The 12659-nt window shown below is 41.6% G+C and carries 17 protein-coding genes; 3 read left to right on the top strand and 14 right to left on the bottom strand.

Features of this window, described 5'->3' with window-relative positions; genetic code table 11:
- Positions 1-47 precede the first annotated feature (47 nt).
- Positions 48-206 carry a hypothetical protein gene (locus LC036_RS01815; RefSeq protein ID WP_226577394.1) on the top strand — a complete coding sequence of 53 codons (159 nt, stop codon included), beginning with the start codon at positions 48-50 and terminating at the stop codon, positions 204-206.
- 54 nt (positions 207-260) lie between these two features.
- Here LC036_RS01815 and LC036_RS01810 read toward each other — a convergent pair whose 3' ends face one another.
- From LC036_RS01810 to LC036_RS01790, 5 genes are all read right to left on the bottom strand, one after another.
- A complete protein-coding gene (locus tag LC036_RS01810) occupies positions 261-1403 on the bottom strand; it encodes a serine hydrolase domain-containing protein (protein WP_226577391.1) in 1143 nt (380 codons plus the stop codon).
- 44 nt (positions 1404-1447) lie between these two features.
- On the bottom strand, positions 1448-2128 hold the full coding sequence (locus LC036_RS01805) for an HAD family hydrolase (RefSeq protein ID WP_226577388.1): 681 nt from the start codon (positions 2126-2128) through the stop codon (positions 1448-1450).
- A gap of 216 nt (positions 2129-2344) precedes the next feature.
- On the bottom strand, positions 2345-3256 hold the full coding sequence (locus LC036_RS01800; RefSeq protein ID WP_226577385.1) for an esterase/lipase family protein: 912 nt from the start codon (positions 3254-3256) through the stop codon (positions 2345-2347).
- 296 nt (positions 3257-3552) lie between these two features.
- Positions 3553-4251: an HAD family hydrolase gene (locus LC036_RS01795; RefSeq protein ID WP_226577382.1), complete on the bottom strand. Its 699-nt coding sequence runs from the start codon at positions 4249-4251 to the stop codon at positions 3553-3555.
- Positions 4252-4388: 137 nt separating this feature from the next.
- Complete coding sequence (locus tag LC036_RS01790) at positions 4389-4574, bottom strand: hypothetical protein (protein WP_226577380.1); 186 nt, start codon at positions 4572-4574, stop codon at positions 4389-4391.
- A gap of 302 nt (positions 4575-4876) precedes the next feature.
- Between LC036_RS01790 and LC036_RS01785 the strand changes: the two genes are divergently transcribed.
- Entirely contained in the window at positions 4877-5884 is a 1008-nt protein-coding gene (locus LC036_RS01785) for a hypothetical protein (RefSeq protein ID WP_226577378.1), read from the top strand.
- A gap of 413 nt (positions 5885-6297) precedes the next feature.
- Positions 6298-7830, top strand: coding sequence for a BCCT family transporter (locus tag LC036_RS01780; RefSeq protein ID WP_226579943.1), 1533 nt, complete (start codon positions 6298-6300; stop codon positions 7828-7830).
- A gap of 99 nt (positions 7831-7929) precedes the next feature.
- Here the strand turns inward: LC036_RS01780 and LC036_RS01775 are convergent, their stop codons facing one another.
- The 9 genes from LC036_RS01775 to LC036_RS01735 form a co-directional block, all read right to left on the bottom strand.
- Positions 7930-8769 carry a GNAT family N-acetyltransferase gene (locus LC036_RS01775; protein WP_226577375.1) on the bottom strand — a complete coding sequence of 280 codons (840 nt, stop codon included), beginning with the start codon at positions 8767-8769 and terminating at the stop codon, positions 7930-7932.
- Positions 8770-8824: 55 nt separating this feature from the next.
- Positions 8825-9247 (bottom strand): hypothetical protein, encoded by a 423-nt coding sequence (locus LC036_RS01770; RefSeq protein ID WP_226577372.1) that lies wholly within the window; start codon positions 9245-9247, stop codon positions 8825-8827.
- 65 nt (positions 9248-9312) lie between these two features.
- Positions 9313-9657 carry a DUF4260 domain-containing protein gene (locus tag LC036_RS01765; protein ID WP_226577369.1) on the bottom strand — a complete coding sequence of 115 codons (345 nt, stop codon included), beginning with the start codon at positions 9655-9657 and terminating at the stop codon, positions 9313-9315.
- Positions 9658-9690: 33 nt separating this feature from the next.
- Positions 9691-9927: an alpha/beta fold hydrolase gene (locus tag LC036_RS01760; protein ID WP_226577367.1), complete on the bottom strand. Its 237-nt coding sequence runs from the start codon at positions 9925-9927 to the stop codon at positions 9691-9693.
- 245 nt (positions 9928-10172) lie between these two features.
- Entirely contained in the window at positions 10173-10520 is a 348-nt protein-coding gene (locus LC036_RS01755; RefSeq protein ID WP_226577364.1) for an alpha/beta fold hydrolase, read from the bottom strand.
- Positions 10521-10566: 46 nt separating this feature from the next.
- Positions 10567-10872 carry a hypothetical protein gene (locus LC036_RS01750; RefSeq protein ID WP_226577361.1) on the bottom strand — a complete coding sequence of 102 codons (306 nt, stop codon included), beginning with the start codon at positions 10870-10872 and terminating at the stop codon, positions 10567-10569.
- A gap of 268 nt (positions 10873-11140) precedes the next feature.
- Positions 11141-11314 (bottom strand): hypothetical protein, encoded by a 174-nt coding sequence (locus LC036_RS01745; RefSeq protein ID WP_226577359.1) that lies wholly within the window; start codon positions 11312-11314, stop codon positions 11141-11143.
- Between the two features lie 123 nt (positions 11315-11437).
- Complete coding sequence (locus LC036_RS01740; protein ID WP_226577356.1) at positions 11438-12115, bottom strand: hypothetical protein; 678 nt, start codon at positions 12113-12115, stop codon at positions 11438-11440.
- Positions 12097-12549 carry a VOC family protein gene (locus LC036_RS01735; RefSeq protein WP_226577354.1) on the bottom strand — a complete coding sequence of 151 codons (453 nt, stop codon included), beginning with the start codon at positions 12547-12549 and terminating at the stop codon, positions 12097-12099. Before LC036_RS01735 ends, LC036_RS01740 begins: the two co-directional genes overlap by 19 nt.
- Between the last annotated feature and the right edge of the window lie 110 nt (positions 12550-12659).

Genomic DNA, 12659 nt, shown 5'->3' with positions numbered 1-12659 from the left:
TACAGATGGAAAGGATCTATGTGATATCATGAGCGCGGAGGGATCCAATGAATGACTGGATTTTACTTTTAATCATTTACTTGCTCGTTGGTGGTGTCATAGGCTTTGTTATTTCAGGATCCTTAGGTCTATTGATTGGTTTTGTCATACCTTTACTAATGGCGATATCCATTCAGCTGCAAAAATTAATAGATATAAGCAATTAACAGGAGTCCCAGCGGTAGGACTCCTGCCTTTGACATGTGTATACAATAGCCCCCTCAGGAGTCAATAAAAATGTCTATAATTTCATCACACACATCATGATGCAGCGTTCCGTCAGTATTCATCAGGACAACGACTCCCAGGTTGAGCTCTGGTACCATAGTCATTAACGATCTCACTGCCATTTGACCTCCTCCATGTTCAACAATCTTGAAACCTCTGTATGTATCAATAAACCATGCAAGACCATAGCTTCTATCCTCACTTCCGAACTTCCATTCGTCGCTGACGCGGTGAATGGGCTTTTGCATTTCTTCAATGGACTCGGAACGTAAAACGTTCGACTCTTTAGTTAAATGAAAGAGTAAATACCTTCCTAAATCAACAGCTGTGGAATATAAATAACCGATCGGAGCAGCTATCGAATTTACCGGAAAGGGCGTTTCCACTTGATCTTCCCCTAAATAGTACCTCGCGCTGTTATCATCCTTTTCAACTACCTGGGCATCGCTATTAGTCCGATCCATACCTAAGGGAGTTAGAATCTTCTCTTGAAGATACGTTTCCCAACGGTCACCGGTTACTTTTTCAATTAAATCAGCAAGAATCACATAGGCATCTGTACAATAATTCCATCCATCGCCCGGCGGGTACTCCAACTCCACCTTCTGAAACCATTTCGTTACATCTTCACGATTGTGGACACGATTAAGTTCTTCTTCGGTAAGGTTATAGTAATCCAACGCTTCTTGAAATTCTGTTGGTGTATCGGAGAATATTTCTTTCACATTAGGTGCCAGCATATTAGCTATTCCTAATTCTGAAGGGAATCCTGCGGTATGCGATAAAATATGCCGTATGGTAATGGTATCGCTCTGTTGTTTATCCTTCGTTCTAAAGTATGGCAGATAGTTCACAACCGGCTGATCCAAAGATACCTTACCTTCCTCAACAAGCTGCATAATAGATACAGCTGCAAAATTCTTAGAGATACTTTGAATACTCATTCTTGTCTCAGCTTCCATCGATTGATGCATGGGTTCAATTCTGGAAGAACCAAAACCTCTTGAATAAATGATGTCTGAGTCCTTAACCACTGCAACACTCAAACCAAATCCCTGTTTTTCTTCTATTATTTCTTGAACCGTTTTTGTAATCTGATTATATGTTATAGCTGCCTGTTCCATTGTTACCTCCATTAGATCTGTAAGGATTAATTTAGTGATTATCTTACTTCCGTCCCTTATACTTTGTTGAAAATATGAATAAGATCATCAAATCTCCTGAGCCTGTAATCATAGTCATCCACTTGTCCAAAACCATACGCTGCATAGATAAAAGGAATGCCTGCATACCTGGACGCATTTAAATCTCCCTGGGTGTCTCCAATATAAGTTGGATGAGATAATTGGTTCCGTTCAATGATTAAGTTAATATTCTCTCCTTTTGAAAGACCCGTCCGGCCGGGATTCTCATAATCTAAAAAGTACTTTTCTAGTTGATGGTATTCATAAAACGATTCTATATAGCCGTCCTGACAATTACTAACGATATAAAGTTTATAGTCTTCGGAAAGCGTCTGGAGGGTATCTTCTACATGAGGAAAAAGAGTGCCGCCCATTTTCTTTAAAAACCTTTGTTCCTTCTGCATACAAGCCGTCATAACCTGCCCCCGAACATCTTCATTTAGATAGGGAAACAATTGTTCACTAATTTCATCTATTTGAAGCCCCATGGTCCCTTCAAAATCTGTCCTTGTCAACTCACTTTTACTCTGATCATGTTCCTTCAAGGAGCTATTCCATGCCTGAAGAACGGTATCTATCGGATCCCACAAGGTGCCGTCTAAATCAAAAATAATACTATCATGCTTACCATCCCTATCTGGTTGGTTTCTTTCAGTGAAAATCCCCGCTTTAAACATATACACTTCCCTTTCTAAAACCCAATTTCTGCCTCTATAAAAAACAATCCACCAATTTACATTTTCTCTAACCTATTCCATGAACAGCTGTTAAATCCCTGCCTATAACTTACAGGCAGATGAGCAGGAAAAGCTCAGCTTCCTGGATGCCAGTCGTAAAAATAGAAAGGCAGACCTGCTGAATCAGCAGGTCTGCCTTTCTATTTTTTTCTGTTACTACTTAAAGTGAGAGACAGCTCTTTCTGGATCCGCCGGTCCTTCATAAGCGAGGGCATCAAATACAAATTTAAACGCTAATGGATCTTGGGCGATAAACTGGTGGCCTACTAAATCAAGTGGAAAATAATCCTGTATCGTAATATTAGTGACTTGGCTGGACTCTTTAAGGAAAGCTGACGTGTAAGGGACGACCACTTGATCTTTTCTTGTTGTTACGTTCGTATAAGAGACTTGCCCTGGTGTCTCATCTCCTTGATTTAAATGGGTAAGGAACTCTGAACCTGTCAGCTGCTGGCGGCAGGCCATACATTCGGTCAAGAGTTCAGCGGCTGCGCCCGTTATATAAGAGAAGCCCGCTAAACCATCTGTTCCATGATTGGAAGGGACCAGTCCGACGAGGTCATCGACTTTCTTCTCACCACCTAGAAACTTGAGGTAATAACGAGGCATCATTCCTCCCTGGCTGTGTCCGACAATAGAAACTTCCTCTGCACCTGTATGCTGGAGAACTTGATCTATAAAAATATTAAGCTCCTCAGCCGAATCTTCTATAGGTCCAGTGGAGTGTCCTGAGGTGGTGAAACCGTAGTTTAAGGAATACACACAATACCCCTTAGTCTTCAGTGCAGGTGCAAGGCTGGACCAGTTCTGGCTCATCGACTCAAATGTTCCTGGAACGAGAACAATTGGCTTAGGATGGGTTTCATCAGGCTGACAAGTTGGGTCGTTGGCTCCCAGGGGTGGAATTCCTTCTTTTAATAAGAAGCTTCCGGAAGTCTCTGCTGCAGCTTTATCATTTCCCATGGGTAGAAAAAGAAGCACTAGAAAAGAAGTCAACGCAATAACAAACAACAGTTTCACTTGATAAACGCCTCCCGTTTTTAATTGGCAGAATCCCGTCAGGCTCATCCCGTTTACAAATGCCTCCTCCTTTCTTTAATAAAAAAAAGCCCCCAGCAAATCAACCCATCGTGTGGGTAATCATCGCTGAGGAACTCCGTTTATCCGTAATAACTATAATCTTCTACTATAGAGTAACAGGTTTATGAAAGCGCTGTCAATTGTTTCCCCCTCGTTTCTTCTACCTGCCTTTGATTTAATGGAACACAAAATCTCCCGAACCCGCTTTTACTTGTATTCTGTGCCCGCTCCCGCTTTTTGATTTTTCACTTCATACTCAAATGTAATAGTATACTCAATATCGCTTACATACTCCTGCTCTTCTCCTGAATTTGAAGAGTAGTATTCATCTGTTGAATTAAACGTGGTATTGCACATAAATCATCCACCACCGCATCAGCTTCTACTCCACTCCATTCATCGTCCCTTTTCCAGACTCCCTTCATTCCAGTGTCTTTAGCTGCCTTCACATCCTTCTCTGGATGATCGCCTATAAACACACATTCCTGTATAGAGACATCAAGACTGTCTGCTGCTCTTTGGAAGATGAGTGGATCAGGCTTTTTCACACCTTCCCAATCCGAAATAAGAATCGTATCGGTGTAGTGGTGAATACCTAAAGCCTTGATATTATCCATCTGAAATTGACCTTTACCATTGGTGATGATCCCAATATGAAAATGATCGTGTTTTAGTTCTTCAAGCATGTCTTTAAGGTGAGGAAACGGTACACAACTATCTATAAAATAATCCGAGTAATCCTGAAGCAGGTCCTCCCACGTCAACCCTTTGATAGATAATTCATCGATCATCTTTTGATACACGATATCTTTCCACACATAACCACGATGATCGAGGGCAATAAACCTCTCCATATACTTTCGTCTCGGAATGTGATGTAGAAACTTTCCCCACCTGTCATACTGTTTTTCAATAAATTCCTCTACGGATGCATCCCGGTTTAAAAGTGTTCCATCTAAATCAAAAATAACAGCTTTTATCAAGTCTAACTCCTCCCACAATGATTCATGGAGATTTCATTTCAAAACGAAACATGAAAGTTTATGTATCATTAGCATTCATTTAATACTTACAATTAGATAAGGCACCCACACTTCCACCCATGACGTTATCTATAGGGTTAATAACTTCCACTCTGTTCTCCTAAGATTACAATTCCTACAATTGAAATAGCGATCAGAAATACTCCTATTCCCAAAAAGCCGAATTGAAGAATATTCATCCATATACTTCTCTCCCGAACCCCTTTAATCGTCAATAAACAGGCGAGAACTATTAAAACCCCCGTTAATAATACGTGCCCCATCCATTCGTTCACTCCTTTATGTATTTTTATCTAGTGCGTACTTCTCTTCTTACCTTCTATAGTCACCCTGAGACTTCCTGCAAATTCCAACGTTGACTAAGGGGGAAGGAACGCCTTGCAGGACATATTTCTACATCGTATTTCCAACTGTTGGATGATAAGCGAATGAAAAGGCTTGTATTTCTATTACATTTGTATGTTCCGGCATTTACAAACAGGGGATATTTTGAAACATCTAAGACTTTCCATTCGTATCAAGTAGGTAAGATGAACGAATATCATAATGTCGGAGGGGTCATACGATGAACATGAAAAGAGTGAGGAAAGGCTTTATACCTTTCCTTATATTAGGAATTCTACTGATTTCTGCGGGCTGCTCGAATACGGAAAAAGAAGCAGCAATTAAAGTAGGAAATGATAGCGAGAGTAATATACGGAAAGTATTAAACGAAATTTTTAATGGTCCAGGTGAGGAGCTGGAAGAGATCTACGACGACCTTAACCCAGGCAATAAGGAAGAATATGAACGAAGCATAAAGACTTTAGATGAATATATACAGGTGAACTTAAAACCGTATTTTAGTGAGGAAGCCACCGGCCAGGACGGTGATTTAGTTGAATCTTATAATTACCTGCATGCTTCCCATAAACATGGTTATGAGTTAAACATTCATGATATAACGATTGAAGAAAGTAGAACTGCTGAAAATTCTTATTCCTTCACTGTGGAGGTGACCGCCGTGAAGAACGGACGGAAGGATCGTAAAACCATCCCTGTAAGAGGTGTTATACAAACAAATGAAGAAGGAAAAATGACTGACATCAGCTATTCTAATGATAGAGAGCTTTTATATGTCATCGAAGAAAGTGAAAGGATTAGAAACATACGTGCTGTTTTACAGAACCTATTTAATGGGCCTGACGGGAAGCAGGAAAAGTTATTGGAAGGTTCTGGTGGTGATTTAAAGAATTATGCTGATATGCTTAAGGAATATAATAAAAAGAATTTTAAACCTTATCTTAGTGACCGTTTTTATGAGGCATTTGTAAGAGAGAATGAGGCATTTACTTTCTTGAAAATTGCGCATCCTGACTATGAATTAAAAGCCGAGGAAATTACATTTGAAGAAAGTGATGAACTTCCTAACTCTTACAACTTTGCTGTTAAAGTATCCATTAGTGATGGTAGTAAAATGACCAATGTCAAAGGTGCAATAGACACAGATGTATTAGGGAACGTGATTGGAATACATTATTATAACTTTGAAAATTTCCGCTTCGCCCTGAAAAAGGATAACGGAGAAGATTAATGCCACGGTTGTCCTACCTGACTATCAGGAAGGTGATGGATAACTATCCTTAAGAATTTTTTATACAAATCTTGAATACTGCGTCAAATCAACTGTTTCATTGTAGGAGTATCGACCGACTCCTCTCGCAAAGCGAATGAGGCTTCAGTATATCTACACGCTCACTTTTAATGCATTATCGTTTGGGGCTGTTTATTGTGGGAGTCCATGCAGCGAAAAAGAAAAAAAATGCATGAGCACTTTACAGAAGCGAATAATTTCGAACAACTTTGCAGAATATAAAAAGAAAAATCGAGGGATTCAGCGTTCCTACAGGCAGCTGACAGCTCAATGAAAGTACCATCGTCATACGAAACGGGAAATGCAAGCTTTTCAGTTTCCCTGAAAAAAACTAAACAGAAGGGGTGATCTTCATCAAACAAGTTACAAATGTATTTTACATTTCCGTTGTTGTAGCCTTCTTATTTATCATTTGGGGAGTCATTCCTAATGATGTGCTGGGGTCAGCGAACTTATCAAACGTTACATCGCAGATACAAGGATTCTTAACTGAGAAATTCGGGTGGTTCTACTTACTTTCCGCAACAGGATTCTTAATCTTCGCTATTTATCTCGTGTTCTCCAAATACGGAAAGCTGAAATTAGGTAAACCTGATGATGAACCCGAGTATCCATACATTACGTGGTTCTCCATGTTATTCAGTGCCGGTATGGGTATCGGACTTGTTTTCTGGGGGGCAGCGGAGCCGTTGTCTCACTTCCATTCGACGCCGGTACCAGGAATCGAGCCAACCTCAGAAGAAGCCGCTCAAGCTGCGTTGAAGTACAGCTTTTTCCACTGGGGACTTCACCCATGGGCGATATATGCTGTGCTGGCATTAGCGCTTGCGTACTTCAAGTTCAGAAAAGACGCACCAGGTGTGATCAGTGCAGCCTTAACTCCTGTACTAGGTGAGAAACGAGTCAAAGGACCAATAGGAACAACCGTCGATTTCATCGCTGTATTCGCTACAATTTTTGGTGTGGCCACATCTCTTGGACTGGGTGCACTTCAAATTTCAAGTGGACTCGCCTTTACCATTCCGGGGGTAGACGATACCTTTACACTACAGTTGATTATCATTGCTGTTGTCACGGTATTATTTATGATTTCTGCCATGACCGGTTTGAACAAAGGAATCAAATACTTGAGTAATACCAATGTTGTACTGGCCCTATTACTCATGTGCTTCATGTTATTTGCAGGGCCTACGAATTTTATCATGGACATCCTTACGACTACATTCGGATCTTATCTCCGTGATTTACCGTACATGAGTTTCCGCATGCAGCCATTTCAGGAAGAAAGCACCTGGGTAGAGGGTTGGACAATCTTCTATTGGGCTTGGTGGATTTCCTGGGCTCCTTTCGTAGGAACATTTATCGCCCGTGTATCCAGAGGACGTACAATCCGAGAATTTATTCTGGGTGTACTATTGGTACCGACTATTTTCGGTGCCATATGGTTCTCTGTATTCGGTGGAACGACAATCTTCCTTGAATACTTTGAAGGGATTAACATTAACCAGGACATGACTGAATTAGGTACAGAAGTTGCTCTGTTCTCTATGCTCGAGCACGTCCCACTCGGCGGCATCATGTCCTTTATCGGTCTGCTGCTGATCAGTACGTTCTTTATCACATCTGCTGACTCGGCTACATTTGTTCTGGGTATGCAGACAACGAACGGCAGTCTGAACCCGAAAAACCAAGTGAAATTTACTTGGGGAGTGATTCAGGCAGGTGCTGCAGCCGTTCTATTATGGACAGGTGGACTGGGAGCTCTGCAGACCGCAGCCATCATCGCAGCCTTTCCGTTCACATTCATCATGATTCTTATCTGCTTCTCTCTTTACAAACAGTTTAATGAGGATGCAAAGAAAGTGGATCTGAAGAAAAGCAAATAACCAGAGTCTATAAGTAACGCCCTCTTTCTAAAGAGAGCGTTACTTTTTTTGAATCCTTTACTATTATCATTCGTATATGTGTAATTCAAGTTACAGCGACTATATCAACTTGGCCTGGCAAGACTTTTCATAAAATTCTATCGGACCAGCTTCACCTATGACCGCATACTCATACCCCATCTGTGACATCTCTTGTAAACACGTATATAACAATTCTTTTCCAACAGAATGAAAGCGCTGCTGACAGGAAGTTCCCATCGGACCAAACAGCCCCTTCTTATTCCGAACCAGGTCATAACAGGCAAACCCTATGATTTCCCCATCACGTTCAGCAATAAAAATAGGAAGCCTCTTTTCAGCCTCCACGTTATGTAAATGATGAAGCCAGCGTTCTCCAAATTCCTGTGTAATAAAGCTTCTTAACTGGGAAAGGTCGGCATGGTCAGCTCTTCTGATCGCGTTTTTATTTTTAGAGAGGCTTTCTCTGCTGAATGACGGAAGGTGAACGATAAGGTCTCTCGGTACGCACGCGATATCAATAATCCCGGCTTTAACTTCATCTGACAGCACCTCTCCTAATCTTTCATCCGATTCTAATATACTCTGAATGACATGGCCCTCATTAATCAGGGTTTGTCCATAGTGGTCTTTCCTTTCACCCGCACGCTTTAATAAACGGCTTGTCTCTTCTGAGATTTTGAGATGATTCAAGTGAACATACCCATTACGTACAAGGGTCCCACTTCTATCATCAATCTGATGAATAAAATCATCACCTAAATGCTTCCGTAAATACAAATACAACTCTCCACAAACCCCCGTCCCCTCTTTACATGCAGCGATAAACAGATCAACCGGAACTATGATCCCTTTTTCATTACCATCACGGGCGATTTCAAAGATCCTTTCCATTCTAGTTGTAAAACGGTATGAATTCATTTATCTTCCCTCCCTTATGGTCATCACTCATTACTCTACATACAGGCAGAAGGCCTTATGGCTGATACCCCTGCATGGCAAAAAAAAGCATGCAGATCAAGTAAATAAACCCTACTGGAATAGCACTCAGTAGAATGAATACCTTATGTTTACGCTCCTCTACACGGCTGAACCATGTATAGTACGAATAAATAAGGAAGATAAACAGTGGGACCCCCACTAAACCAGAATAATGATCGACATAGGCACTCTTTTCATCCCAAAACCTTTCCAATGCCCAAAGGTCTTTTTGATTATCCGGGTTGTACCCATTTTTCTCAACGTAGCTGTCCCGCTCACTTATCAGCTCTTTGTATCCTCTGCTGAACAAATAAAGGACAACCGTATAGTAGGCGGCAACAATAATTCTTATCCAGATTTTCACATAGAAACTGAACAGCAGAACAAAAGCTAAGAAGAAAACTAATACAAGGCTCATATCCGTCATAAACTCTATCCTTTCTAAAATCTGTCCCAATTACAAAACCCCTGCATTTTCGCCCCTCATATTTTTTGTAAATGAGTCTCTTTAAACCCTTTTGTACTCTTTAATCCATATCCAGCCGTCCTGTCCATTCCAATGTGGGCCATCCAAATAAGAGTGAGCGAAAGGATCAAATCACCATTCAGATAAAAACTAAAAATCAGAGTCACCACTGGTAAAACATAGGAATGACCGACATTATAAACGAACGCTCCCGCTTTATCATTAAAGGCATATCCAAGCATCGTGATGTCAGGAGATAAGAGCAGCAGGAAAAAAAGCCACCACGGAGCCGTCGTCTGTCCATAGAAATAGATCGATGCTGCCAAAACTACAGCCCCTTCCATGTGAAGCCAGACTTTCATACCATCCACCCCTTTTTAATAAGTTGAGGAACATTATACACGCACATCATCCGCAAGAAATTTCCGGACCTGTTTCTTTATGAACTCAGGCTTTTCAATGACCGTCCAATGACCGCACTGGTCCACCACTGTAAGCTCAGCATGGGGAATGTAAGGAAGCAGAAGTTCTTCGATATGTGACGGTGTTAAGATATCATTGCTTCCTTGCAGGATTTGAATAGGAATCTCTTTCAAACTTCCTGCCCGTCTCGTGATATCGTAATTCTCCATGATGTCTCTCCCAATTTTTCTATTAGGTTCTTCAGAACTGTGCCATTTCTTTATTCCTGTCAGTACATCAGGTGAATAAACGTAGTATGGATCTAACACTTTGAAAATGTCAGAAACAGAAGCCTCCCCTGCGGCTATTTTCTCATCAATCGCTGCGATCTTCTGCTGGTCTTATTTCGTGACTCGTTTTTCAAGTTCCTCAGAAAAACGCTTCAAGCCGCCGGCATGAGCTCCAATGGCAACTGTTAATAGAATCCGCCCGATACGTTCCGGATAGGAAGATGCATACACCAAAGCAAGCATAGACCCCAGGATTCTCCGAATAAATGGATCTTTTCAAAGCCAAGCTCTCTCCTGACTTTTTCCAAAACCTCGATTTCTTTTTCCATCGAATACTCATTGACAGGATCTGATTTTCCGCACCCTGTCTGATCATAGAACACAAGCTCAAAGTGATCCGCCAGCTCTTCCATTTGAGGCAGAAAGTAATGATGTTCACTTCCAGGACCTCCATGCAGGAAAACCAGTGGCTCCCCACGGCCTATCAGTTTTATATAGATACGACTTTCTCCTGCATCCATATCCTGTTCCACACTCTTTATCCTCTCTAAATCATTTTCTCTTTTCACCTACGTTTCTTTATCCAAAAGGTTCCAAATAAATCCTTTCCGTTTCATTTCCATCCCCCTCCACCTCTTTGACAGAAACACTTTCAGAGCACACCTGCCTCATCCGGCCTGTTACCTGGAAGGAGTTTGTATAAAATCTGAAATACTGCCTTGCCCCGTTATAAGTCGTATACCAGAGTTGTTCGATCACTTTGTATGAATTTTTCTTTCCCATTATTTGAATGGGATGATAAGCGACACCGAAAACATGGTCGCTGCACTTTACGATCCCAACTTCTCTTCGTTCATCCAGCCACAAAGCTTGTATTTCTCCCATACCTTTTCCTCCTTAGTAATCAGCTATAGTTGAGCTTATTCATACTCATCTCATAAACCGTCATCTGATCTGACCGCCAAGCAGCCGGCACAATTCTTATTCTTAGTATCAGCCTACTAAGAATTAAAGCCAGAAACCTCAGGGGGTGGACGGATTTCATCTACAACTTCGGACGGATAAGACCCCGCTCGCTTGGCTGTGGATGCCAATAAAAAGCTGAATAAAAAAACACCGGAAGGCCCTTCTCAGAGGCTTCCGGTGTTTTCCTCTAGAAATTTTTGGAGTATCTCTTGTCAGTCGCTTTATCTCCGGCTGAAGAGCAGCGGTACATTTCTTCAAAAGCACTGGTCGTGTGATAGGCTCTTTCCTTTTTTCTTTTCTGGTCAAAAAAGACCGTCACTGCAATGAGAACAGCTGGAATGGCATAAATCAGCCACAACATGAGAAGGGCCCCCTTGTTATAGAATTCATCATAAGGCATACGGTTGCACTAACTCTCTTCTATACAAAGGTCTATTGCCCTGCTTTTTCCATAAATTCGGATGCGGGATTTATTCGCAGGGAACTAACCCCTTACTAGTTTGGTTCCAGCAGGATCGACACTATTCCAAGTCCCATCCTGATAGACGACGGATATTAGTCGTACCTTGTTCTCCTTATTAAAAATGAGACTCCAATGATCACTTTCAAGCTTCATTTTTCCGGCCTGTTTTTCAGTGATACGAAGATTCAACAGATCAGCCATCCATTCGGGATTTTCACCGAAAGGAAGACCGATCTCCATCGAATGAATTCTTGTGTGGTTCTCTTCTGTCACTACATCGCTTCTCTTCTGCAGTTCAATTCTCAGATTATAAGGAGTAGAAATAAATGTTCTCCGCTCCCCTTCCATTACTTTCCCATTCATGTGGTGGGCTCTCTCGATGATTTCAAGATACTCTTCTTCATTTACTAAGAGGCCGATATGGTCAAACCGATCTTTTGTTCCGTATCCGAATGTGAGATTGGTTTGACCTTTCACCATTTCAATAATCCGGAAAGTAATGTTTTTACCTCTAAAATCATCCCAGGTTAAAGGAGGATTAAATGTCTGCATCTCCCCATTGAACCGCCCTGCACGTATCACGGTTTTAAAACCCATCTGCTTATAAAACTCTTCCATCGCTTCTACTTTGTCTGTCCACCAATGATAGTGAAATAACTGCATAGTCGTCTCCTTTCTTTTCACACGCCATCCTTCCATTGTTTAAGCGACAGGTGTTCTTCTCTTTCTTTCCAAGTCTCCGGTACATCTACCGTACACATCAATTCCAGACTGTTCCCATCGGGGTCATCAAAGTAAACGGAGGCATTCCCCTGATAGGTGCGGATAAATGGTGCAGGAGAGGTCCGGCTTCCAAACGGCCTCGCTTCTATTCCACGCTCCTTTAACCAGTCGAGTGCCTGATCCATCTTTTCAAAAGAGATACGGAATGCCACGTGGCGAAGGGACGGGTGATAAGGCGTTTTATAGGATTCTCCTTCCCATAGTCCAAGCCAGCTTTTCTCCTTTTCAATCCAAAAAAAAGCGACCGTTTCGTTCTTCCATGCCAGCTCCAAGTCCAGCTTCTTATAAAATTCAATCGATCTGTTGAGATCTTTGACAGGCACATGAGCTTCATACAATCCTTCAATCATTTATCCCTCTCCTTTGTTTCTGACCTTTTCTAGTTTAAGACTACATGGCTTCCACACTTTCCACATCAGCTGCAGGAAGGACGTTTGGATACGACTTTTGACGGAAAGGA

Source organism: Halobacillus litoralis (genome assembly GCF_020524025.1).
Lineage (GTDB): Bacteria > Bacillota > Bacilli > Bacillales > Halobacillaceae > Halobacillus > Halobacillus litoralis_D.
Note: the sequence above shows the minus strand (reverse complement) of the source record. Positions and strands in the feature narration are given on the sequence as shown.